Raw genomic sequence first — 25,199 nt, 5'->3', positions numbered from 1 at the left:
GTCGAGGCTTTGCCTCTTCTCGCAATGACAAAATAAATCAAAATAGTTAAATCAGGTGAGGTAATGAAGTTATTTAGAACTAGAGCAGCTAAAGAATTAAGGTCTAAACAAGAAAGACCAACTTCGCATTTTATTCCTTATAAATGTCATTGGGATAGTAATACTATTTTAACAAAAGATAATTCTTTATTACAAGTTATTAAAATAAACGGATTTTCTTTTGAAACTGCTGATGATGAAGATTTAGACATTAAAAAGAATATCAGAAATGCCTTACTTAAAAATATGGCTTCGGGAAATATCGTTATGTATTTCCATACTATTAGAAGACGTAAAGCAGTAATATTTGACGATACGGAATTTACTTATGATCCTACCGTAAAAGTCCCTAATGATTTTATTACTTATTTAGGTGCGGAATGGCGTAAGAAACATGCAGGTGCTAGGTCATTTTTTAACGAATTATATGTTAGTATTTTATATAAGCCTGATACCGGCGGTGCTGCTATAGTTGAGTATTTTCTAAAGAAGCTTAGACAAAAATCTAATAAAACCGCTTGGGAAAATGACATGAAAGAGATGAAAGAAAATCTTCAAGAAATGTCAACTAGAGTGATTAATACATTCAGAAGTTACGGAGCAAGATTACTTGGAGTTCGTCAAACGCAGTCAGGTAGTTATTGTGAAATTTTAGAATTCCTTTCATCTTTAATCAATTGCGGCGATTCACCAGGTCCTATAGCATTACCGCGTGGTACTATTGACGAATATTTACCGACTCATCGCTTATTTTTTGATTCTCGTACTATTGAAGCAAGAAGTCCGCTTGGCAAAAAATATGCCGGAATGATCAGTATACTTGAATACGGACCTAATACTTCGGCAGGAATTTTTGACGGGTTTCTGCAAATGCCTTTTGAATTTGTCATGACTCAAAGCTTTGTCTTTGCTAATAGAACCGTAGCGATCGGTAAAATGCAATTACAGCAAAATAGAATGATACAATCTGGTGATAAAGCTACTTCGCAAATTGCTGAAATTAATACGGCCCTTGATATGGCCACTAGCGGTGATATCGGTTTCGGTGAGCATCATTTATCGCTTTTATGTTCCGCGAATAATATTAAAGCTTTGGAAGATATATTATCAATGGCAGCAGTTGAGCTTTCTAATTCAGGAATTCAGCCGGTTAGAGAAAAAGTTAACATGGAACCTAGCTATTGGGGACAGTTGCCGGGAAATATGGATTATATAGTACGTAAATCCACTATAAATACTCTTAATATGGCTAGCTTTGCCTCACAACATAATTATCCGCTCGGTAAAATTAGAGATAACCATTGGGGAGAATATGTCACAGTACTTGATACTACTTCAGGTACGCCGTTTTATTTTAATTTCCATGTAAGGGATGTTGGACATACTCTAATTATCGGTCCAACCGGTGCCGGTAAAACAGTTCTTATGAATTTTTTATGTGCGGAAGCACAAAAATTCAAACCTCGTATGTTCTTTTTTGATAAAGATCGAGGAGCAGAAATATTTATACGTGCTTTAAACGGAGTTTATACGGTAATTGATCCGGGATTAAAATGTAATTTTAATCCCTTGCAGCTTGAAGATACTAGTGAGAATAGAACATTTATTTTAGAGTGGCTTCGTGTACTTGTAACTTCTAACAGTGAAAGTTTAACTGCACAAGATAATAAAATCTTATCGCAAGCAGTAAGCGGTAATTTTAGATTAGAGAAAAAAGACAGAAGGCTTAGTAATGTTATAGCATTTCTTGGTATTGATACACCAAATAGTTTGGCGAGTAGGATTGCAATGTGGGTTGGTAAAGGTTCACATGCTAAGATATTTGACAATGAAGTAGATGATATTGATTTACAAAAAGCAAGGGTATTCGGTTTTGATATGACTGAATTACTTAAAGACCCTGTAAGCCTTGCACCGGTATTGTTATATATTTTCCATCGCATTAATATCTCTTTAGATGGGCAGAAAACTATGATAGTACTTGATGAAGCATGGGCTTTAATCGATAATCCAGTATTTGCACCTAAGATCAAAGATTGGTTAAAAGTGTTGAGAAAATTAAATACTTTTGTTATATTTGCTACGCAGAGTGTTGAAGATGCCGCAAAAAGTAGAATTAGTGATACGTTGATTCAACAAACAGCTACGCAGATTTTTTTACCTAATTTGAAAGCTACGGATATTTATCGTAGTGCATTTATGTTAAGTCAGCGAGAATATATTTTAATTAAAACTACCGACCCTACTACACGTTATTTTTTAATAAAACAAGGAATAGATGCCGTAGTTGCTAAAGTTAACTTAGACGGTATGAATAATATAATTAGTGTTTTATCCGGCAGAGTTGAGACTGTAATATTGCTCGATCAAATTAGAGAGAAATACGGCAATGATCCGGATAAGTGGTTACCTATATTTTATGAAGCAGTTAAAACATTATAGATTCTTGTCTGTCATCCCGTGGCTTGTCCACGGGATCTTGTCTCACAGACTGTGTCCTGAGAACCCGTGGACAAGCCACGGGATGACATTTTTACAATACGAGGCAAGTAACTAGTCATGAAATTATTTCCTCGTAGTATACTTATAACATTAGTATTAAGCTTTGCCCTAAATTTAGGGCTAGTTACTAAAACCCATGCCAAGGATACTCTTGATAGCATTGTAGATATTTTGAGTGGCTTAACTTGCGAAACCCAAGGCGTAGGGGATTTGCTGCGTACTGAATTTTCTCATACCTGTATTGTCGCTCCGTTCTTTACTTTTGCGGTAATGAATCTTGTCTCTCCTGTTTTATACATGAATACGTTTTTAAAGCTTAAAATAAACGACAGTGATTTATTTAACGATAGTAATTTTGGAAATTTCCCCGGAGGTCAATGTACTCGTGAAAACAGAATTGATCCTAAAAATCCAGAATTACGCTTTGCTTTATGTAATAATGCTAAATTAATTGTATCTCGGGCAAAATCTGTTGCTGAATCGGCACTTGCTATTGCTAAAGCCGTCTTAACAGGGGGCGACCCTTGGGATGATATAAAGAAAGCGTGGGAAAATAAAAAAAAGGAATATCATATTCCATATAGTGGTAAGCCCGGTGATGACGGTTTTGCATTTGATGTAAGCTTCCCTGGAATATATTGGAAAGTTATTCAAGATAAAGATAGAATATGTGTTTCAACAAAGGGGTTTACAGGAGATGTTCCCGTCGGCTGTAAATATATGAAAGAGCCGTTTCCGAAATCCATGTATAATAGTTTTATGGATGTAGCAGATAAGGATTTTATTCAGGATCCTAAGGAAACGCCTACCGATCCTTTAGCGTTAGTTTCCTGTAGTGCAGCAGGCAACGGATGTTATCAGAAAGCTTATAATGCTTCAAAAACTGCAGTAGTCATGACTTCTCCTCTTATAGAATGTATGAGGCAAATGATTGCTAGATTACTAATTAGTAAAGATGTTTGTAGTTTTGATAATGTAGAACAAGTGGTTAATTTGGCTTCAAGGCAAGATAGTGCATTATTTCAGTTCCAAGTAGGAATGTATAAAATAGTTACGGCTTTCCTAACTTTATATGTTATGTTTTTTGGCTTTAAACTATTACTTGCAGGTGAAATACCGCCAAAAAGTGAGTATATAAATTTTATATTGAAAATGATATTCGTAACTTATTTTTCAATAGGAATTAATATAACCCCTGGTAATGGCTCTCCGTATGACCGACTAGACGGTATGATTCAGTGGGCGTTTCCTTTCTTACTTGACGGTATAAACGGTTTAGCAAGTTGGGTTATGAATGCTGCTCCGTCCGGTTTATGTAAATTTAACAATCTTTCTTATGACGGCAGTGTTTCCTATATTGCATTATGGGATGCCTTAGATTGTAGGGTAGCTCATTATTTAGGGCTTGATATATTATCTACGTTACTTGTCGAAAATGCTTATCGAAGCCATGATTTTTTAAATTTTGATTTCTTTAGTTTTAGTGCTCCACCATATATTTATTTGCTAATTCCGGCGATAATCTCCGGTAATATGATGTTAGTGTCACTCGCTCTTTCTTATCCGTTACTTGTGATTTCGGTTGCTGCCTTTATGGTTAATGCAACGATTATGTGTATGATATCTATAGTAATACTCGGTATTTTAGCTCCTCTTTTTGTACCTATGTTTTTATTCACATATACAAGAAATTATTTTGACAGCTGGGTTAAGCTGATGATTTCGTTCTTGCTACAGCCTATGGTGGTAGTTACTTTTATGATTACGATGTTTTCGGTATATGATTATGGTTTCTACGGTAAATGTCAATATAAGAGCAAGTTAATTCACAATAGTATAGAAGACAAAATTCAAGGTGGTATTACTTCTAAGAGGGATGTTTTAATATTTTACATTAATAATGATTGGGATGATGCGTCACAATATCCTGATAAAGATGCCGTAGAAAGCTGTCAAAATAGTTTAGGTTATATGTTAAATAACCCTATTACCACGGCATTTAATTTTGCAAAAGATAGTGTAAGTGAAATCGTCGATAGTAAACCGGGAGATACCCCTACAGATAAATTTCTTGCTAAATTCCAGTTTTTATCGGGAGTAGTTTTGGGACCCGGAATGTTTTTCATGTCTCCAAAGGTGCTTTTTGAGAAAATTAAAAATATTTTACTTGCGTTAGTTACGGCATGTTTTACATTGTATTTGATGTATAATTTTAGTAGCCAGCTAGCTGAATTTGCTGCAGATATGACGGAAGGAGTAGCTCTTAATAATGTTGCTATAAAACCGCAAGCAATATTTAAGGCAGGTATGGCAGCCCTTGCTGCTGCGGGTGCGGCAACTAAGGGGGTCGATCAGATAGCAAGTAGAGGAGGAGTTGGTGATTTAAAAGCTGGTCAAGGTGGAGGAGTAAGTGATAATATTGCTAAGAGCGGAGGCGGAGGACCAAATGATAATATTGCTGTAAGCGGAGGTACGTCGGCACCTACGGTAACAACACCGACAGCTTCGTCTTCTGTAGCAACTTCTAGCCCAAAAACAGTAAGTAGTGAAGCAAGATCAGATGTTGTTACTCCTCCTCCTGCTCCTCCAGAAGCTGTTTCACCACCGCCTGCTAGTATTAGAACTTCTATTTCTACACCTGCACCGCAAAGTAATATTGAAACTGAAAGTGTTGGAAAAATTATAAGAGATAATAATCAAGAAAGTAAAAAAGAGATTGATAATACTCCGCCTCCACAGGAAAAAGTTAATAATGCAGCTCCACAAGAAAAAGTTGACAGCACAAGTAAAGGTACAGGAGTAATTGATTATAGTTTTAACTTAAAGGAACATGAAAATCCAGCAGGAGTAAAGCAAATACGGGAAAATGCAGAGATTCGGGATAAACGTGCAGAAGTAGAGAAAGCATGGAACGAATTAGTAGCAAGCGGCGGAGGAAGAATAAGAGATCAGCAAGGTGAAGAAACATCGGAGCGACGTGCGAATGCAGAAAAGAAATGGAATGAATTAGTCGATAGCGGTGTAGTAACTGAAATAAGAGAAAGAGATAATAGTGTAACTAATAAATTTGATAAATTAGCTGATGAACTTAATAAGCCAGAAAAAGCAAAGGTAGAAGAAAATAAAAATATAGAAAACGACAGAAAAGAAGATAATACTACTACGTCACCGCAAGAAAAAGTTGACAGTACAAGTAGGGGTTCAGGAGTAATTGATTATAGTTTTAACTTAAAGGAACATGAAAATCCGACAGGAGTGAAGCAGATACGGGAAAATGCAGAGATTCGGGATAAACGTGTAAAAGTAGAAACAGCATGGAATGAACTAGTAGCAAGCGGAGGAGGAAGAGTAAGAGAACAAGAAGGAGGAGAAGTATCAGAACGACGTGCAAATGCTGAAAAAACATGGGATGAGTTAGTAAAAAGCGGCGTAGTAACAGAAAAAAAAGATAATAGTTCTAATGAAAACTCTTAAAACCTTAAAGATATTTATTATAATTTGTATAGCGTCTGTAAGCTTAGCTAGCTTTGCCGGCTTTGGAGAATCATGTTCTAGTTTACCGACTACTTCAGATGGGTATTTAGAAACGGACACGGCATATGGCTATATAATTCGTAATATTGATATGAAAGATCCGAGAGGTAATTGTAACTCAGCTGCGTCTAGTATAACGTTTTGTTTTAAAAATATAGAAGGTAGTAGTAGCCCTTGCACCATATATAATTTAAATGAAGGTGACTCTAAGAAGATTAGTGATTTAAGTACTGATAATAATCCTGATCTTGGAGCAAATCCTATATTAAAGAATATCGTTTTAACGGTTAAAAAATGGGATAATGATCTATGTTTAGTTATGCCGACGTCAAGAGGACCGATGCCAGTAGCATGTAAATCTTTAAGTGCTACTCCGACGCCTACTCCGCCTGATGATGAAAATTGTAATATAGGAAAAAGTTGCTATACGGGAGCAAATTATAGTCAATCGTTAATTAATTTTTCCGGTCTTGCAGTTCAGTGTTTGAGCGAAACGCTTAATAAAATATTTTTTGCCGGAAATGGTTGTAGCTCTCAAGATCAAAATTCTAGAATAACTAATCTTGCAGCTTTTTCTACGTTTCAAGGTTATTTAAAGAGGATTATAGGTGCGGCATTAATTCTTTATACTATGTTTTTTGCCTTTAATATGGCTCTAAATAAAGAATATGCAAGTACTGAAAAAATAGCTCTTTTTGTAATAAAGTTCTTATTTGTTGCTTATTTTTCTATCGGTCTTGGACCTTTAGATTTTAGCGGCGGTCAGCCGACAAAAGAAAACGGTATGTTAAAATATGGATTACCTCTTTTGACGGGAGCAGCACCGGACTTTGCACAGATGGTCTTTAATGCAGCAGGTTCTAGAGGATTATGTCAGTTTGATAATTCAAAGTATAAGGACGGTTATAAATTTTACGGCTTGTGGGACGCGATTGATTGCCGTATAGGTTATTATCTTGGCTTGGATTTACTTTATAATATAGATAAGAATGGAGTTTTAGGGAATTCAGTCGGTAATGGTCCCGGCGGTAATAATACACCTATACCTAATTTTGACCCTGACGGCAAAAAAGACAGACCGAAAGATTTAAGTAAAGCAGGAGCACTTAGATTTTTTGCTGTTATGTTTGGATTCTTTATGGCCGGAAACGTTATTATACTTGCAGCAGGTCTAGTATTTTCTGTAATATTTTTATCTATACTTTTATATTTTATTACGCATTATTTAGTTTGCATGATTACTATTTACGTTATGACATATATTTCTCCTATATTCATTCCTATGGCTCTATTTACTCGTACAAAAGCTTATTTTGACGGGTGGTTAAAAGTATGTATTTCATGTGCATTGCAGCCGGCAGTAGTAGCAGGTTTTATAGCTTTATTAATAACTATGTATGATTCTGCAATATTTAAAAATTGCGAATTTCTTAGATATGATTATGAAAAAGGGGATATTAGATTTAGCACTTTTGAGTTAAGGCTACCTAACGGTGGAGCAGATAAATGTCAGGAAAGTTTTGGATATAAAATGTTACAATATTATGCAGGTGAAGGTTGGGAAGAGCATTTATTGATACTTTTCCCAATAAAATCAATTGTTAGAGATGTTGTATCTATTTTAGCGGAACTTTTGTGCGTATTAGTATTTTCGGTTATTTTTTATTACTTCTCTAAATCTATAGGGCGATTTGCTTCTGATTTAACTAACGGTCCTAATATGGATGCAGTAACGGCAAGTCCAACTAAAATCGTTGATTTAGTAAAGAAAGGAGCAGCTTTCCTTAAGGATGCGGCCATGGCTTCACAAGGTAAGCCGCCGGTAGGAGATAAGCCGGATGTTGGAGGTAAGCGTAAAGAGGGAGAGCAGCAAGGCGGGGATTCAGAAAGCGGTGCAGGCGGAGGATTAGCTGATTTAGCAAGCGGTTCGGGTGGAGGTAAATGATAGAATATGCAGAGTAACTTATTAAAAGTTTTAGGAGTACTCGCTATAGTAGCAACATTAGTTTGCTTTATTTTTGCAGCACTTGGTATGATAGGAGCAGTAAAAGTCGGTGACGGCTGCTACATGAGATATGCTCCGGACGGTAAAGGAGGTTCAGATTCAATAACCGGTACTATAACACTTAATGCTAATGCTAATTATGTAAATACTTCTAAGATGTTGCCCGATGGCACGACTCAGCTTATTCCTGATCCTAATCGTTACGGTGAATGGTTAAATACTCAGGTGCTAGTAGAAAACAATCAACCGGTGAATTTACAAGTGGTTGGTCAGGTTAGTTTATGTTTGGCTTATGTACCGAAAGATAATGTACAATTTACTGAAAGTACAAGACCTGGTAAATCTAATTTAGACGATAAAGGTAACATGATTCCGATTCCTCGTATTACCGATGCAAATAATCCGCCTCTCTCTCTAATAATGGATGCAAAAAATAATGAATGGCGTAATATTGCTGAATTATACGCTAATGACAGAGTTTTAGTTTCCGTATCTCCTAATTTTGCCAATACGGATGCGACAGTTGAGGATGCTTTTAAAGATGATAAGGTTACGAAAGATTGTTCCCAAGGCCAAACTTCTTATGAGCCGATTTGTGGAAAATATTCTATTTATTCCGGTAAATATGTTAATGCTTGCGAACTGAAGCAAAATTATTGGCAAGGTAATAAGCATCGGGAAAAATGTCATTGTATTTTTGGATGTATTCATCAAGAAGATGTTGCACAGTTGGTATGTGATGCTGCTAATGCCGTTTCTCATTGTTGCCTTGGTTTTACATGTGACTCCTTACCTGCTTGGATAAATCACGAGGGCGACATGCCGGAGGCTTATAAAGATGACGGTAGTTTTACCTTTAGCTGGTCGAATAATTCCGGTAATTTATTTATTGATTATGCGGGACTTCAATGTTCTAATAACGCCAATATTCCTCCAAACGGTAAATGTCCTGATAGTGTCGAGAATCGTAGTCCTAAGGATAAAGATTATATTGGAGGTGTAAATTGTACTTCAGGAATATGTAAGGATGGAGATTTTCAAAAGAATCGAAGATTTTGGTATACGGCGGACGGTAAAGGAGGCAAAGGACCAACCGGATTAATATATCAAATGAATGATGCGGGTTCTGTAAGTCAAGCACTGCCTTCTAAGCTAGAATTTGCTGAGTTTGTTGCAGAGACAGATCAACCGCCTGACTATAAAGATAAAGACGGTAAATATTTATATAAAGTTATATATAATAGACCTTTTAACAGTAATATTGAAAAAAGCTATTTACAATATAGGCTTTGGTATCCCGCCTCACAAGATGCTAGTAAGAATACGGGAGGATATGTTCTAAATATTAAACAGACTAAATGTTATAGAGAGAACGGTAATAGTTTTAACGATACTTTTGATGATCGGGGGCGAGTGCAATACATAATAGTAAAGCCTTCGGAAAACCCGAATACTAGCGGTAAAACCTATTCACCTCAAGGAATTAACGTTAATAGTGACGGTAAATATAACTTTAATGCGAATGAGGCGGGTTATATATGGATGAAAATTCTAAATGATCCTAATAATAATTTAAGGGACTATAAAGATAGTGAAGGTAGCTATAAAGTACATTTCTCAACATCCTTAAAAGTAGGAAGTTTTACTATTAAAGTAATGAATCCGTTACTTGAGTTATTTAAAACTAAAGTACAAGGGGCTGCTACTTCTATTTTTAAAAATATGGTATGTTATAAAGCTAATGATAATTCATCCTGTACTAACTTTTTTACCTATATTAAAGCGATTTTAATTCTGTATGTGATGACTTACGGAGCAATGTTTTTGCTTGGTTTTACTAAGATAAACCAAAAAGAGCTAGTAACTAGAATAGCAAAAATCGGGGTAGTTAGCGGACTTATGAACGGTAATACTTTTGAATTTTTCAATAACTATCTTTTTGATGCAATTACCAATTTTTCAGACGCAATTATTGCTAATATGAGTGGATATAGTTTGTTTACTTCTACTAATACTATTTCTAATCCTTTCATGTTTTTAGATGCAGTAATGAGTAAAATATTTTTTAGTCAAACCTTTATCGCTCAATTACTTTCACTTCTTTCTCTTGGGCTTAGCGGTATTATATATTTTATAATTACTTTTATTGCGGTTGGTATAGTAATTATTACGGCACTTAGAGCTGTTGCCGTTTATATTATGGCATTTATGGCAACTTGTATATTAATCGGTATAGCCCCTTTATTTATTAGTTTCTTATTATTTGATTTTACTAGGTATTTATTTGATAATTGGGTGAGGTTTACGATCCGCTATATGATAGAACCGGTAGTTATGATGGCAGGTATTATAGTGCTAACCCAGCTATTTACCATTTATCTAGATTTTGTTTTAGGTTATAGCGTTTGTTGGAAATGTGCTTTACCGATAAAAATTCCCTTTATCGGTACTATTTTACCTATTGCATTGCTGAATGTACCTATCTTCTGTATTAATTGGTTTGCCCCTTGGGGAATGGATTATATGTCGGGTATGATGGGAGTAAATATGCAAAATATCGTAGCTCTAGTTATTATTGCTTATGGTATGTATGGTTATGTCGAATTTTCAGGGCGTATGGTAGCAAAATTAACTAGTGCTGCCGGACCTTCGGCTACTGAAATTGGTGGTAGAATGTCTCATGATGCAGGACAAAAAGCATTAAGTCCAATAGGAATGGATGATAAAACAAGACAAGGTATTACCGGCAGAGCGGAAGCACGATTAAAACAACGCAATAAGACGCTCGATCAGGCTGAAAAAAATAGGAAAAATACGCCAAAAGAAGGGGCGAAAAGACAAATGAAGAACCGCCGCAGCCTGAAGCACGGGGATAGGGGGTGAATCGAAAATCGTCATTGCGAGGAGTCATTGTTGCGTGGACCGGTAAAACCCACTGTGTCACCCCGTGGCTTGACCACGGGGTCCATAAAAACAATAAAAATACTAATAATTTTAGTATTTTTAACTGGATCCCGTGGTCAAGCCACGGGATGACAGAGGTGAAATTGAGCCATGCAACAATGTCTTTGGTCGCTCGCAATGACAAAAAATAAAAACCACGGCATGACGTGTTGGATAACAATTTAAAATTATGAAAATTCTTAAGAGTTTAGTTTTATTAGTTTTGTTTATGGCGATGCCAGCTAAAGCTGATGATGCTTTTTCATGGATGTCAACCAGTTTTGGTGGGTTAAAAAGCTTATTCGGTTGTTTAGAAGTGCCTGAATTTACAAGTTTTAAAGAAGGTAATATAGGAATTAGTTTATCTACAGCCGGAACTTGGCAATCAACAGGTAATACTGTTGAGAAAGGTAAATTGTTAAAAATAAACTGGTCTACTTCAGGTATTACTCCTGAACCTAGAAAATATCTAGTATTATATAGAATTGATCCAAGATTTAGTACGCCGCAAGTTTTCATTAAAACTTATAATTATTCTAAATTACAATTTGAAGCTTTAGGATTCCCTCGTTTTGTTACGGACAATAACAGTGCAACACCTGGGGCTATACCGCCTGATAAAGACCTTGATGCACTTTCATTTACTAAAATGTCTGATTCTGTTAAATATTTTAACTATTCTAACGGTAATTCGAGAATTGAAGTTAAGGTCGGCGATGTAGTAAATATTAGTTTAGTTGGTAAAGATAATTTTTTTAGCCCTAATACTCTAGATAATATTTTAACGCAGGAACTTGATAGTTCAATATTTGCTGCTTCTGCACTTTATACTCAAAGTAACCTTGGAAATTTTGATAATAGAATAATTTACTCATCTGCAAAGGAGGTATGCGATCTTATAGACGCTTCAAGAGATCCTGATAAACCAAGCGGGTGTAGCGGTACTGGCTCAGCTACAAAATATAAAAGTATAAATAGTAACGAAGCATTAGTCGGCAAACCTATGATAACGAGAGCGGTACAGAATTTCATGGGCTTAATTAATTCTTGTCCTGCTAATGCCGGTATAAATACTAGCCCTGCTTGCTATTACGATCAAGGTAGAGGGATGATAATTAAAGTAGGCGGGCAGGTTATTAAGGAACGAGATCAGAGTTTTGTAAATTCAGGCAGCACTCAAAGTAGCTTTATATATTATCAAGCCACTAGCGGCGGTACTATGGATTTTACTAGCGATTGGCAAGTTAATAACATGTTTAGTAATTCAGTTTTAATGAGTGATTGGAGCCGAAATTTTTCAAATTATGCTAATTTTGTAGATTATATAAATAAGAATGATTGGTCAGCTAATTTTTTATATTTCGGTCGTTATTCGATGATTGTTGAAATAGGTAATGGGGCAAATTCAATTAATCCGGGTGATCAGCAAAATATAAGTTTAGAATATTTAATAACATCTGATGGTACGTTACCTGATCCATCTGTTCGTGGTACACCGGTAGATTATAATTTTGCAGCCGATGCACCGCAAGATGGATATTTATGGTTAAGGGTGGTAAATCCCAATAGTAATATACAAGGGGTGGTTAGTGTAAATTATGCTAATTATACCGGTACAACTTGGTTTTCTGATATAATATATAACGGTGCTATTAAACCTATTACCGATCAGTTTAGAACTTTTAGTCAGAACTTTTATATTAAGTTAGTTAAAAATTCTGCAGTGCAGAATATAGCTAAAGCTGCATTAACCCTTTATGTTACTATATTTGGGCTAATGTTCGTTGCGGGAGCATTAAAATTAACTGCCGTAGAAGTAATAACACGTATATGCAAAATAGCTATAGTAGCTTTTTTAATTAGAGAAGAAAGTTGGAGCTTCTTTAATACATACTTCTTTAGTGCATTTACTAACGGTATTGATTTCTTTGTAACTAACGTAGTAGGTGCTACAAGCTCTAGAGCTAATATTTTTGGTTTTATTGATCCTATATTTGATAAATATACTAACGGTAGGATTTGGGGATTACTATTTATTGAATTATTACAAATACATAATGGTTTAGCATTTATCGCTATTATAACCATTTATTCACTTATTACTTATTTTAGAGCTATTTTAGAAGTTATAATAGGCTATGTTATTGCATTTATAGGGCTAACTGTTATGATTTCATTAGCACCGTTTTTCATAATATTAATGTTATTTGAAAAAACTAAAAGTTTATTTGATAATTGGATATCGACATTGCTTAGCTATGTAGTGCAGCCAACTGTACTATTGATCTTCTTTTTATTGATAGACCAGGTTTTATCTGAGCAGCTCTTAAAAGTGGTAGTTAGAGCTTGCTGGGATACTCTTATACCAATAAAAATAGGGCTTGATTTAACAAATCTTGGTATTCCGATTAATTTCTCTTTTACATTACCGTTCTTACCTGGAATACCTTTTTATGTTCCGGATGTACCGGAAATTAGTAGCTCGAATATTCTAACGAACAAGGCTAATACTTTCTTAGTATTATTTACTACGGCTTTATTATTTTATTCATATTGCTTGATGTCATATGGTTTAGTAACTTTTGTAAATATAGTAGTCGGAATGCTTACAAATGTTACACCGGCACGAATATCAGGAAATTATCAAGAACGCTCTGATCCTGTGGGAGCCGTTATGCAGGATATAGGTTCGGTAACAAAACCGATTAAAAAGGCTGCAATGGCTCCGGCTAGAGTTTTCAAAGACAAGATAATTGATCAAAATTATAAAGCTAGAAAACCGGAAGGAGGCGAACATACAAATAAATTCCTTGCCGAGCGTAATGATGTACCGAAGAAAGAGGAAGGAGAGAGGAAAGAATAATTGTAAATATTTTCGCCGTCATTGCGAGGAAAATTACGAAGTAATTTGACGAAGCAATCTCAGGAATTTCGTACTGTGTCATGAGATTGCCGCACTCCCTACGGTCGTTCGCAATGACGCTATATAAAAATAACTTAAAATAAATGAACAAAAATATTTTTATTACATTATTAATATCATCGTTATTACTGCTTTCCGGTTGTACCGGCGATACTTGTATTGACCCTGATGATTTTGGTTTTATCAAATTCAATGTCTCTTCTAGATATAATCCGGAAGAAATTACTTCAAGACAGGAAGGTGATCAGGTAGCACCATGGCGTGATAGTGCTTATAAAGTAAATGGTTATCCTTTAACCGTTATGGTAAGACCGTGGAGTTATATACTTGGTGATAAAAATACTTCAGGTCAGTTATCTGCATGGTGTCCGTGGTATGGTCAGAAAAATAACACAACTACTTTGGCTGCTTTTTGCGTTAAGCTACAACCGTGTACTTTTTGGGATAATGCTAGACTTGATATGTGTACTCCTAATCCCGCAAATCAAAATGACGCAATGATTAGTAATCCTCCATGTATAATGACAGACGGTGTCGGGCTTTATTTTCTTATTGCTGCTAAAAATACCGATCCCAATATTTCGCCGGACTCACAGCGTAAACCGCAAGGTATAACTCAGCATTTAGGAGAGCTTACTTCGAGTGTAGGCTATGAATTTTATAGTATTAGTAGTACAGGACAATTCTTGCCAGCAGGGGGAATAAATTATCAATATAAAGGTGAAGATAAGTCAAAATATGCTCAATCTCCTCTTTATTTTAAGATTATAGATAAATTTTATGATGATAATAGCGGACAATATAGATTAGTAATCAAGTCCGGAGTTACTGATACTAGACCCGATCCGCTACAATTTTTAACGGATTTAATAAAAGGGGTATTATTTGGTAAGGATGGGATTATAAAGAAAACTTATCAACAAATAATTGATACGCCGGGTTATAGGATGAGTGTCTCGGCTATTTTAACTCTATATATAATGTTTACGGGTTTTTCCTTTTTAATAGGTAATATAAACCTTACTCATGTCGAACTTATAGTTAGAATATTAAAAGTTAGTATAGTCTCAATATTATTAAGTACGGATAAAGCTTGGACATTTTTTCATGATTATTTATTCGTATTTTTTATTGACGGGGTTCAGCAAATACTGCAAATAATTAATGAAGCTGCGGCTACCGGTCCCGGTTCTCAAAGTTTGCTGGGGTTACTTATTTCTCCTCAAACTTTATCTAAATTATTTTCTTTACTATTTGTTGATTGGCTTGGTTTTATATATATCATTCTATATTTAATAGCCCTATATTTTATTTTCTTTCTTATATTTAAAGCTACTATTATCTATCTAACCGCTCTTATAACTATCGGTATGATTATAATTATGGGACCGATATTTATTTGTTTCATGTTGTTTAATATAACTCGTTCGTTATTTGAGAATTGGTTAAGACAATTAATATCATATGCATTACAGCCTATAATTTTATTTGCCGGTATCGCTTTTATTTCAATGATCATCAGAACCGAAATATATTCAACTCTTGGTTTTGGGGTATGTAAACATGATTTTCCTAATTTAGGTCCGATAAATGAAATATTCGGTAGTTTTCTTGAGGATATAGATCCAAGCCTTGGTAATTCAATATTTTATTGGTGGTTCCCTGTACCAATGAAAGGAGGTATAAATAATTTCCACAAAGCAAAGATATTAGTTCCCGAAGATCATATAATAGTAGATGATTCTTGTAAGAATGACCCTGATAAATGTAAGCATTGTGCTGCGTATGAGTGTATAGATGAACGCTATATTGAATTACCGTTTTTAGATTTAGTTAAAGATGCAAAAAGGATTAGTAATTTTATAAACGGGAAATTTGTCCAACTTGATGGGATATTACTAATTTTCGTGTCTATTTATTTGCTAAGTAAATTTAATGATACTGCTATATCGACGGCACAATTTATTGCCGGTACTTCAGGTAATTTAACAGACATACAAAAAGTTAATCAGCAATCTTATGAATCTGCAGCGAAGCAAATGAATAGACCATTAAGTTATGTAGCTAAGACGGTAAGTGCACCTGTAACTAGCCGTGTAAGTGCAAGAAAAGAGCAAGCTAGTATGTTCTTTGCCGAGAAATTTGAAGGTATGATGATGGGAAATCTTGAAAAGCAAGCTCTTGGTTCTTCAGCAAACAAAGCCGTACAAAATGAGGTTAAGAGAAAATACGGTATAGATTCTAAAGATGTAAAAATGAATGCTATTACTGATTATGAAAACGGTATTTCAGGATTGTTAAAGAATTTACCTAAAGGGAATGAATTAAAAGCAAAAGAACTATCGCAAATGAAATTTACTCAGCTTCGAGATAAAATTGCTGCAAATAAATATGGAGTGAAAGATTACGCCGCTTTAAGTGAAGAACAAAAAAGAGAGCTTGATAAGTCATTAAAAGATGCTAACTTACGTGAACTCGCTAGCGATGCGAACTTTACTAAAGATTATCAAGATGCTTATAAATATGCTCACCAAGAAATGTCAGGGCGAGGTGTCGGTCTGTTCGGTAAAAATATAAAACCGCTTAGAAGTTGGCAAGAGATGGAGCATCGTATTGATACAAAACGTAAATTAAAAGAAGAAAGGCGTGTAGGTATAGGTGAAAAACTCTATGCCGGTTATACGGGAATAAAAAGAGGAGCTTTAACTGCAATAGTCGGTAAAGATTTACGTGATGCTTATGAGGGTAATCTAACCAGTGCCGAATGGCATGATTTTGAATATAACGATCCAAGGCTTAGAACTTATAGCGAAAAATTAAAAGATGATGAAAAAGCACGGGAACGTGAAGAGCTCCAAATGCATATTAATAAGGAAACATTAGCTGCTCAAGCAGATATATTATCACCGGAATATCTAGCAAGACTAGAAAAAGCAGGTAGACAGAGTGATGTAGAATATTATCAAGAATTAGGTCAAAGAAAGCTTATTCATGAGGTGCGTGGTAGGTTATTCGAGAAAGGTGAACCGGTAATGATGGGCGACAGATTTATGCGTGAGAAAGCTACTGATTCTCAGATGCGAGATATGATAGATAACGCCCATAGAAAACATGCAGAATTTATAGAGGAAGATCGATATACTCGTCGCCAAGAGCATTATGATATTATGCACGAGAAAGCTGAAGGAAATTTAGAACAAACTTATAAAGAGCTTAAAGATCATTTCAAAAGAGATGATATCAACATTGAGGAAATGCCGGCATTAATAGCACAAAAGATCAAAGATACTGAGCAGGGACCTGAAGTAGACGCAAAGATTACGGAAGAGCTTAATAACTTTAATGCTGATGTTAAAAATTATGAATATAGTACTGAAGTATTAAATAAAATAGAGGATAGAAAGCAAGCTATTACCGATGAAGTCAATGCTCAGATCGATCAGATTAATAAATATAGAGAAAATGCCAAAATGGAAAAATATGTGAGACCAATAGTAAATGAAGGCAGAAAACTAAGAAAATTAGAAGATCATTTGAGAGGGATGAAATAGTAAAAGATATATATTTAGAATAGTTGTTTGCTTTAATAATAAAGTTAATACATACTAATTAATATATACTATTGAGGTATAGTTATGAATAAAGCAAAAATATTTATGAATGGTCAAAGTCAAGCAGTAAGATTACCTAAGGAATTTCGTTTCTCAGTTAAAGAAGTTAGTGTTATTCCTTTAGGTAAAGGAATAGTATTACAGCCTCTGCCTAACAGTTGGAAAGATGTTTTTCAGGAAATGGCTGAAATTTCTAGTGATGATATTTTTCCTGAGGGAAGAAAAGATTTACCGCCACAAAAAAGGAAATATTTTGAATGATCTACATGCTTGACACTAATATTTGTGTTTATGCAATTAATAAACATCCTGATTCTTATCATAATAATTTAGAATTACTGGCAAAAAATAATACTATTGCTATTTCATCAATAGTATTAGCAGAACTTCAATATGGTGTTTCTAAAAGTAAGAAAAAAGAGCAAAATCAAAGCAAATTGGATATTTTTCTAAGTAGATTAGAAATAATAGATTTTTCTGCAAAATGCGCTTTTTATTATGGAGAATTACGTACGGAACTTGAGCAAAAGGGTCTAATAATAGGAAATAATGATTTGCTAATTGCAAGTCATGCTATAGCTGAAAACGCAACTTTAGTTACTAATAATATAAAAGAATTTAAGCGTATACCTAATTTAATTTTAGAAAATTGGGATAAATAAAAAAATACACTGTTGCGTTAATGGCACTTAAGAAATTCCCACTAAAAACAATAACTAGTTTTCCCTTTATTAATTAACTTATATATTATCTAATTAAGGGTCGTGCCTCCGTATTGCAGTTTAGAGTAAATAGTCTATAATCCTCAAACAGTAATAAGAGAGAATTATAGTTAAGGAGTTATGGCAAAAATAGATGTTAAGTGTAGATATTGTAACAACACAGAAGAAGTAATAAAGTCAGGATATTCAATTTCAAAACAACAGAGATATCAATGCAAGCGGTGTAATCGATATTTTCAATTGGAGTATATTAATAATGCATCTAAGCCTGGAGTTAAGGAGCAAATAGTAGAAATGTCAATCAACGGCTCTGGAGTTAGAGATACAGTAAGAGTATTAAAAGCGGGTATCAATACAGTTATCCGTGTTTTAAAAAAATCTAGTATTAAAAACAATAAATCATTCTATCAGTACAACAAAAGTAATTATTGCTCCTGAGATAGATGAACAATGGTCTTATGTACAGAATGAATCCAGACAACGATGGCTTTGGTATGCCTTGGATAAGATTTCGTTAAAAGTAGTTGCTTATACGTTTGGTACAAGATGTGATAGCACATTAGAATCATTACTGAAAAAACTAGAGAATTTCAAGGTGACTTTTTACTATACAGATGGATGGGGGAGTTATGCTAGGTTATTAGACCCTAAAAAGCATATTATCAGTAAAAAATACACTCAACGGATAGAACGAAGTAACTTGAACCTTAGAACGAGATGCAAGAGGCTTGCACGTAAGACAATCTGCTTTTCCAAGTCATTGGATATTCATGATAAGGTTATTGGTACTCTTATTGAACGTATAGCTTTTTAATAGGCGTAACTGCAATATGGAGGCATGACCTAAAAAAGCATTACGAAAACAGAAACACTAAATAATGTCCCTACTTCACGCTACAATCTTAACCGTTTTTCCTGAAATGTTTCCTGGTACTCTAGAGCATTCTTTAGCAGGTCAGGCTCTGAAAAAAAATATTTGGTCATATGATGTTATCAATATTCGGGATTTCGGTCTAACTAAGCATAAAAATGTCGATGATGAAGCTTATGGCGGTGGTGACGGGCTTATAATGCGTCCTGATGTTTTAGGCAGTAGTATAGATCATGCCCTTTCTTTAAATCCTAATGCTGAAATTTACTATCCTTCACCTCGCGGTAGAGTCTTTACTCAAAGCTTTGTTAAGGAGATGTTAAAAAATAAAAACCTTATATTCTTATGTGGACGTTACGAAGGGATTGACGAACGTGTAATTGAAGAGTATAATGTTAAAGAAATTAGTGTAGGCGACTACATTTTATCCGGCGGAGAAATACCTACCCTCACCATTCTCGATTGCTTAATTAGACTACTGCCAGGTGTTTTAATGAACCAAAATACCTTATCTTCCGAGTCTTTTGAAGAAGACGGGGAATTTAAGGGCGGGCTTGAATGCGGTCTATATACAAGACCTGAAATTTGGCGTGATCGAGCTGTACCGAGTGTTTTATTATCTGGTAACCACAGGCTAATTAATGAGTGGAAAAAAGAGCAATCACGTATGATTACTAAATTACGCCGTCCGGAGTTACTTAAAGATTTATAGAGTTAAGGAGTTAAAAAAATGAATATTATTGACCACTTTGAACAGGAAAATATTTCAAAGCTTACTGCAAATAAAAAAATTCCTGATTTTGAAGCCGGTGATACAGTTAAGGTAACTGTTAAAATTATTGATAGATCGATTGAGAAAGACGGTAAGGAAAAATTAACAGAAAGATTTCAAGCTTATGAAGGTGTAGTTATCGCAAAAAGAAATCGCGGTATTACTTCATCTTTCTTAGTACGTAAAATTAGCCATGGTGAAGGTGTCGAAAGACGCTTTATGACTTACTCGCCGATAGTACACTCTATTGATGTAGTAAAATACGGGGTAGTTCGTCGTGCTAAACTCTACTATTTAAGACAAAGAAGCGGTAAGTCGGCTAGAATTAAAGAGAGACATATTCCTATTGCTAAAACCAAAGCAGCAAAAGCTTAAGTATACTCAGGTAGAATTTCAAAAATTGGCTACGTCGTTCTACAAGTTCTGTGGTACTCACGTATTAAGTATACGCTCCGTTCCTCGTCTTGTGAACTCCTTGCTCTTTTTGAAATTGACTTTCGTCTACCGATTTTTCACTTACTCAATACGTCATGAGCTAAGCGACTAAAAGGAGCGTGGCAATCTCATGAAGTAGTATAAAACTCCTGAGATTGCTTCGTCAATTATTTTATAATTTCCTCGCAATGACGAAAAAGTCGAGCCACGCAAGCAAACCTACTAAATCCCTAAAGTATCTCTATAAAGCTCAAGCATAGCATCCTGCTCGGCAAGTTTATCTTTATCCAATTTCTTTAGTTTCAATATAGATTTCATAGCTTTAACATCAAATCCATGTGAAGAAGCATCTTGGAAAATATCTTTTACTTCTTGAGATAAATCAGCTTTTTCTTGTTCTAATCTTTCTATTTTGCTTATATATTGCTCTAATTGTTCTTTTACTACTACTTCTGACATAAAAAATCGTTTAACCTTTTTGAATTTACTATATAATACAAATATACTGCTTATCTTTCAAGAATTGTTCTTTCATTTTATCAAGGATTCGCATCCTCACCTATTAAGTATAGGCTGCGGGTGTTCACCTCTCAAAATAAAATGAGGGTTCTTGAAATACAAGCAGTATATAACTTTTATTCAACGAAATATTAATAATGCAAATTTATCCTTTAAGACTTTTACCTAATAAAATCGATTTTGATTTTATGAATTTTAAAAAAGTCAGTTACAGTTTCTCAATTATTTTATCACTCATTAGCTTTATTTGGATCGGTATATATAAATTTAATTTCGGTATTGATTTTGCCGGCGGTATAGTTATTGAAGTAAGGCTTGATCAAACTCCTGATTTGCCAAAAATGCGTCAGGTTCTAGGTGAGCTTGGAATAGGTGAGGTAGTCTTACAGAATTTCGGTAGTGAGCGTGATTTATCGATTAGATTCGGTAGTAGTAGCGAAGAAAATCTCATGAAAAATATTGAGATAATTAAAGCATCTTTGCAAAGTAATTTTCCGTATAAGTTTGAATATCGTAAGGTAGATTTTGTCGGTCCGCAAGTCGGTAGGCAGCTAATAGAAGCGGGGGCTATGGCGATGCTATTCTCTTTCTTAGCTATTATGGTTTATATTTGGGTGCGTTTTGAGTGGTATTTTGGTCTTGGTATACTTATCGCCTTAGTGCATGACGTAATACTCGCCCTTGGTTTTATGAGTATGACTAAGCTTGATTTTAACTTAAGCACTATTGCCGCAGTGTTAACTATTATAGGTTATTCCGTTAATGATTCGGTAGTAATATATGATAGGATTAGAGAAAATTTACGTAAATATCATAAAAAAAATATCACGGAAATTATAAATTTAAGTATCAATGAGACTTTATCAAGAACTATTTTAACGGTAATTACTACACTACTTGCCAATTTAGCCCTTATTCTTTTTGGTGGTGAGGCAATCCGTAGTTTTAGCGTTCTTGTATTTTTTGGGATAATAGCCGGTACTTATTCATCAATTTTTATCTCCGCTCCGATACTTACAATGTTTGCTAATAGGAAGTTTAATAAGAAAGTAATAGAAAGGTAATGAATCGTCATTGCGAGGAAAAACTGTAAGTTTTGTACGTACGCAATCTCAGGAATATTTGACGAGATTGCCACGTCAAGGCTTCGCCTTTCCTCGCAACGACGTTTTTAAGCCATAACGAGAATAGTTTATGCTAAAAGAAGAAGACAAAATTTTTACTAACCTACATGGGCAGCAAAGCCATGATTTGAAATCTAGCAAGAAGCGAGGAGATTGGGATAATACTAAAGCGTTGCTTGATAAAGGTAGAGAGTTTATTATTGAAGAGGTCAAGAAATCAGGACTTAGAGGGCGAGGCGGTGCCGGATTTTCTACTGGTATGAAATGGTCGTTTATGCCCAAAAATCCAGAGAAACCTTGCTATTTAGTAGTAAATGCTGATGAGTCTGAGCCAGGTACTTGTAAAGACCGTGATATATTAAGGTTTGAGCCGCATAAATTGATAGAAGGCTGTTTGCTTGCAAGTTTTGCTATAGGAGCAAATAATTGTTATATCTACATCAGAGGTGAGTTTTACAATGAAGCTTCCAATATTCAGCGTGCATTAGACGAAGCTTATAAAGACGGGTTAATAGGAAAGAATGCTTGCGGTTCAGGCTTTGATTGTAATATTTATTTACATCGTGGGGCGGGGGCTTATATTTGCGGTGAGGAAACTGCATTACTTGAAAGCTTAGAGGGTAAAAAAGGCATGCCTCGTTTAAAGCCGCCTTTTCCTGCTGGATTTGGGCTATATGGCTGCCCGACTACTATAAATAATGTTGAGTCTATTGCAGTAGTGCCGACCATTTTAAGACGAGGAGCTAGTTGGTTTGCTTCTATCGGTAAGCCTAACAATGCCGGTACTAAGATTTTCTGCATATCGGGGCATGTTAATAAGCCTTGTAATGTTGAAGAGGCAATGGGAATTTCGTTAAAAGAATTGATTGAGAAATATGCCGGCGGTGTTCGAGGCGGTTGGGATAATCTTAAAGCCATAATTCCGGGTGGTTCTTCGGTGCCTTTACTTCCTAAGTCATTATGTGAAGTAGATATGGACTTCGATAGTTTGAGGACAGCAGGTTCCGGACTCGGTACAGGCGGTATTATTGTTATGGATAAATCTACTGACATTATTTATGCAATAGCACGCCTTAGTAAATTTTATATGCACGAATCATGTGGGCAATGTACTCCTTGTCGTGAGGGTACGGGCTGGATGTGGCGAGTTATGATGCGGCTAGTTAAAGGTAATGCCCAAAAATCCGAGATAGACGAGCTTCTTAATGTTACGAAAGAAATAGAGGGGCATACTATTTGTGCCTTAGGTGATGCGGCAGCTTGGCCGGTCCAAGGGCTGATACGCCATTTTAGAAGCGAGATTGAGGATAGGATAAAGGGGTGGTCCAGTGCTATATGAACGTTCAAGATGTCATTCCTGCGGAAGCAGGAATCCACAAAATAACCAATTTTAATGTTAGTACAATAATTATATATTTTACTAGATTCCTGCTTCCGCAGGAATGACATCCACCCATAAAAAAGAAATAAATTATGCAAACAGATAATACAAAAACAAACACTAATAAAACAACTAAGCAAGAGTGGGGTTCTTTTGCTTTTGTAATATGTATCGCTTTACTTATTAGAATACTTATTATGGAGCCGTTTACCGTTCCGACCGGTTCTATGAAAGCAACCATACTTGAGAATGACTATATATTTTCTACGAAATATAGTTATGGTTATAGTAATTATTCTTTATCTTTCTTTGATTTCATAAATCTTTTTAAAGGACGAATATTTGCACGCGAACCGGAGCGTGGTGATATTGTAGTTTTTCGCCCGCCTAACGATATGAATGTTAGATATATAAAGCGTTTAATAGGGCTACCCGGCGATAAAATTCAATTGATTGATGACGTAATATATATTAACGATAAAAAAATAGAACGCACGGAAGTTGGAACTTATATTAGCGAAGAAGGAATAAAATATTTGAAGTTTAAAGAAACGTTGCCAAACGGTAGAACGTATTTTTCTTATAAGCTTGCTCCTATTTTTGGCGTTATATATAATGATAGATACGGTAATACGGATGTTTTTTATGTACCTGAAGGAAAATATTTTTTTTTAGGGGATAATAGAGATCAGTCAAATGATAGTAGAGTAAATCTTGGATTTGTACCGTTTGAAAATTTTATTGCTAAAGCACAATTTATTTGGTTCTCAACAAAAATAACTTGGTGGGATAATGATATAGGAGTTATTAATCTAGTACTAAAGTTAAAGCCATGGATTGAATCTGTTAGGTTAAATCGCATGTTCAAAAACCTTTATAGCATGGATGAATAATGGAATCATTTGAGAAGTTAGAAAAATTACTAGGCTATAGTTTCAAAAATAAAGAGCTTTTAATAGAAGCGTTGAGTCATCCGTCTTTAAGACAACATCATGAGTATAAGGATGATAAAGATTATGAACGATTAGAGTTCCTAGGTGATGCTGTATTAAATTTAGTAGTCACGGAAATTTTATTTAAGAATTTTGCAAATTATAATGAGGGAAATTTAGCTAAAATTAGATCATATTTAGTTTGCAAAGAAACAATATGTGTGGTTGGGACCAAGCTCACTTTAAAAGATTATATAATTATGACTCATGGTGAAGAAGTAGCAGGCGGGCGTGATAATCCTAATAATATAGAAAATGCTACGGAAGCTTTAATTGCAGCTATATATCTTGATAGTAATATTGAAACAACCCGTAATATTATCAGGAAATTATGGGCAGAATTTATAAAAATTCAGAATTTAACGGATTATGATCCAAAAACTGCTTTACAAGAATGGGCTCAAGCGAGTAGCCATCACCTACCTATATACCGTCTGATAAAAAGAGAAGGGGCAGCCCATTCATCAACTTTTACGGTGCTTGTGAAAGTAAAAGATTATGAACAAACAGGTACAGGACACTCTATAAAAGAAGCCGAAAAAAACGCAGCAAGGAAATTATTACATAAGCTCAAATAAATAATTATCAAAATGTAATATTAATAAGAGAATAATATGAAACAATACTTTAAATTTTTATTTTTTGCTTTTTTGTCAATCATTACATCAATCAGTAAAGCTGAAACAAATAATAACACTGTTTCCTATACAGATTATGTTGATGAAGCCAACAAACTATATAAGTCTGGTCAGTATGATTTAGCTATTGAAGCTGTTAATAAAGCTGGTCGTGCTCTAAGCCTGGAGTTAAGGAGCAAATAGTAGAA

Annotated in this window: 16 protein-coding genes and 2 pseudogenes; 17 read left to right on the top strand and 1 reads right to left on the bottom strand. The window is 34.9% G+C overall.

Translation table 11 applies throughout. From position 1 onward, the window contains the following. Positions 1–63: 63 nt before the first annotated feature. The 12 genes and pseudogenes from ACNFN7_RS05215 (at position 64) to rplS (ending at position 20,297) form a co-directional block, all read left to right on the top strand. Positions 64–2,481: a VirB4 family type IV secretion/conjugal transfer ATPase gene (locus ACNFN7_RS05215; protein ID WP_485441119.1), complete on the top strand. Its 2,418-nt coding sequence runs from the start codon at positions 64–66 to the stop codon at positions 2,479–2,481. A 117-nt stretch (positions 2,482–2,598) separates the two neighbouring features. After that, positions 2,599–6,015 (top strand): TrbL/VirB6 family protein, encoded by a 3,417-nt coding sequence (locus ACNFN7_RS05210; protein WP_485441118.1) that lies wholly within the window; start codon positions 2,599–2,601, stop codon positions 6,013–6,015. Continuing rightward, positions 6,002–8,020, top strand: a complete 2,019-nt coding sequence (locus ACNFN7_RS05205; RefSeq protein WP_485441117.1) for a TrbL/VirB6 family protein — start codon at positions 6,002–6,004, stop codon at positions 8,018–8,020. Before ACNFN7_RS05210 ends, ACNFN7_RS05205 begins: the two co-directional genes overlap by 14 nt. Before the next feature lie 6 nt (positions 8,021–8,026). Continuing rightward, positions 8,027–10,956: pseudogene (locus ACNFN7_RS05200) on the top strand (TrbL/VirB6 family protein). A 25-nt stretch (positions 10,957–10,981) separates the two neighbouring features. Then, positions 10,982–11,145: pseudogene (locus ACNFN7_RS05195) on the top strand (tRNA lysidine(34) synthetase TilS); the annotation flags it as partial. 68 nt (positions 11,146–11,213) lie between these two features. Beyond that, on the top strand, positions 11,214–13,886 hold the full coding sequence (locus ACNFN7_RS05190) for a TrbL/VirB6 family protein (protein WP_485441116.1): 2,673 nt from the start codon (positions 11,214–11,216) through the stop codon (positions 13,884–13,886). 143 nt (positions 13,887–14,029) lie between these two features. Beyond that, on the top strand, positions 14,030–17,497 hold the full coding sequence (locus ACNFN7_RS05185) for a TrbL/VirB6 family protein (RefSeq protein WP_485441115.1): 3,468 nt from the start codon (positions 14,030–14,032) through the stop codon (positions 17,495–17,497). An 84-nt stretch (positions 17,498–17,581) separates the two neighbouring features. Beyond that, positions 17,582–17,818 (top strand): type II toxin-antitoxin antitoxin VapB2, encoded by a 237-nt coding sequence (vapB2, locus tag ACNFN7_RS05180; protein ID WP_011270448.1) that lies wholly within the window; start codon positions 17,582–17,584, stop codon positions 17,816–17,818. Next, the gene (gene vapC2 / locus ACNFN7_RS05175) at positions 17,815–18,219 is read left to right on the top strand and encodes a type II toxin-antitoxin system toxin ribonuclease VapC2 (RefSeq protein ID WP_485441114.1); all 405 of its coding nucleotides are present in this window, start codon (positions 17,815–17,817) and stop codon (positions 18,217–18,219) included. Before vapB2 ends, vapC2 begins: the two co-directional genes overlap by 4 nt. 180 nt (positions 18,220–18,399) lie before the next feature. Further along, a protein-coding gene (locus ACNFN7_RS05170) for an IS1 family transposase (protein WP_485441113.1) occupies positions 18,400–19,093 on the top strand; the annotation gives its coding sequence in 2 pieces (ribosomal slippage) (positions 18,400–18,686 and positions 18,685–19,093; 696 coding nt in all). 64 nt (positions 19,094–19,157) lie between these two features. Continuing rightward, positions 19,158–19,862: a tRNA (guanosine(37)-N1)-methyltransferase TrmD gene (trmD, locus tag ACNFN7_RS05165; RefSeq protein ID WP_485441112.1), complete on the top strand. Its 705-nt coding sequence runs from the start codon at positions 19,158–19,160 to the stop codon at positions 19,860–19,862. A gap of 18 nt (positions 19,863–19,880) precedes the next feature. Further along, positions 19,881–20,297 (top strand): 50S ribosomal protein L19, encoded by a 417-nt coding sequence (gene rplS, locus ACNFN7_RS05160; RefSeq protein ID WP_011270454.1) that lies wholly within the window; start codon positions 19,881–19,883, stop codon positions 20,295–20,297. A 282-nt stretch (positions 20,298–20,579) separates the two neighbouring features. Here the strand turns inward: rplS and ACNFN7_RS05155 are convergent, their stop codons facing one another. Then, a complete protein-coding gene (locus tag ACNFN7_RS05155) occupies positions 20,580–20,816 on the bottom strand; it encodes a DUF2312 domain-containing protein (RefSeq protein ID WP_004996682.1) in 237 nt (78 codons plus the stop codon). Between the two features lie 197 nt (positions 20,817–21,013). Here ACNFN7_RS05155 and secF point away from each other — a divergent pair, with 197 nt between their 5' ends. The 5 genes from secF (at position 21,014) to ACNFN7_RS05130 (ending at position 25,194) form a co-directional block, all read left to right on the top strand. Further along, positions 21,014–21,940, top strand: coding sequence for a protein translocase subunit SecF (gene secF / locus ACNFN7_RS05150; RefSeq protein ID WP_485441111.1), 927 nt, complete (start codon positions 21,014–21,016; stop codon positions 21,938–21,940). Positions 21,941–22,070: 130 nt separating this feature from the next. After that, positions 22,071–23,339, top strand: coding sequence for an NADH-quinone oxidoreductase subunit NuoF (nuoF, locus tag ACNFN7_RS05145; RefSeq protein WP_485441110.1), 1,269 nt, complete (start codon positions 22,071–22,073; stop codon positions 23,337–23,339). Positions 23,340–23,473: 134 nt separating this feature from the next. Then, positions 23,474–24,274 (top strand): signal peptidase I, encoded by an 801-nt coding sequence (gene lepB / locus ACNFN7_RS05140; protein WP_485441109.1) that lies wholly within the window; start codon positions 23,474–23,476, stop codon positions 24,272–24,274. Continuing rightward, positions 24,274–24,951, top strand: a complete 678-nt coding sequence (rnc, locus tag ACNFN7_RS05135) for a ribonuclease III (protein ID WP_485441108.1) — start codon at positions 24,274–24,276, stop codon at positions 24,949–24,951. Before lepB ends, rnc begins: the two co-directional genes overlap by 1 nt. A gap of 36 nt (positions 24,952–24,987) precedes the next feature. Beyond that, positions 24,988–25,194 (top strand): hypothetical protein, encoded by a 207-nt coding sequence (locus ACNFN7_RS05130; RefSeq protein ID WP_485441107.1) that lies wholly within the window; start codon positions 24,988–24,990, stop codon positions 25,192–25,194. Positions 25,195–25,199: the final 5 nt, after the last annotated feature.

It is taken from the genome of Rickettsia sp. MAE-05 (assembly GCF_057319745.1).
This window is presented reverse-complemented; position numbering and strand designations above follow the sequence as displayed.

Bases quoted from the DNA above. Each gene is read 5' to 3' on its own strand.
- rnc (WP_485441108.1), top strand. From the start codon at position 24,274: ATGGAATCATTTGAGAAGTTAGAAAAATTACTAGGCTATAGTTTCAAA.
- vapB2 (WP_011270448.1), top strand. From the start codon at position 17,582: ATGAATAAAGCAAAAATATTTATGAATGGTCAAAGTCAAGCAGTAAGA.
- nuoF (WP_485441110.1), top strand. From the start codon at position 22,071: ATGCTAAAAGAAGAAGACAAAATTTTTACTAACCTACATGGGCAGCAA.
- trmD (WP_485441112.1), top strand. From the start codon at position 19,158: ATGTCCCTACTTCACGCTACAATCTTAACCGTTTTTCCTGAAATGTTT.
- ACNFN7_RS05190 (WP_485441116.1), top strand. From the start codon at position 11,214: ATGAAAATTCTTAAGAGTTTAGTTTTATTAGTTTTGTTTATGGCGATG.
- ACNFN7_RS05210 (WP_485441118.1), top strand. From the start codon at position 2,599: ATGAAATTATTTCCTCGTAGTATACTTATAACATTAGTATTAAGCTTT.
- ACNFN7_RS05205 (WP_485441117.1), top strand. From the start codon at position 6,002: ATGAAAACTCTTAAAACCTTAAAGATATTTATTATAATTTGTATAGCG.
- lepB (WP_485441109.1), top strand. From the start codon at position 23,474: ATGCAAACAGATAATACAAAAACAAACACTAATAAAACAACTAAGCAA.
- ACNFN7_RS05155 (WP_004996682.1), bottom strand. From the start codon at position 20,816: ATGTCAGAAGTAGTAGTAAAAGAACAATTAGAGCAATATATAAGCAAA.
- ACNFN7_RS05130 (WP_485441107.1), top strand. From the start codon at position 24,988: ATGAAACAATACTTTAAATTTTTATTTTTTGCTTTTTTGTCAATCATT.
- ACNFN7_RS05185 (WP_485441115.1), top strand. From the start codon at position 14,030: ATGAACAAAAATATTTTTATTACATTATTAATATCATCGTTATTACTG.
- secF (WP_485441111.1), top strand. From the start codon at position 21,014: ATGCAAATTTATCCTTTAAGACTTTTACCTAATAAAATCGATTTTGAT.
- ACNFN7_RS05215 (WP_485441119.1), top strand. From the start codon at position 64: ATGAAGTTATTTAGAACTAGAGCAGCTAAAGAATTAAGGTCTAAACAA.
- rplS (WP_011270454.1), top strand. From the start codon at position 19,881: ATGAATATTATTGACCACTTTGAACAGGAAAATATTTCAAAGCTTACT.
- vapC2 (WP_485441114.1), top strand. From the start codon at position 17,815: ATGATCTACATGCTTGACACTAATATTTGTGTTTATGCAATTAATAAA.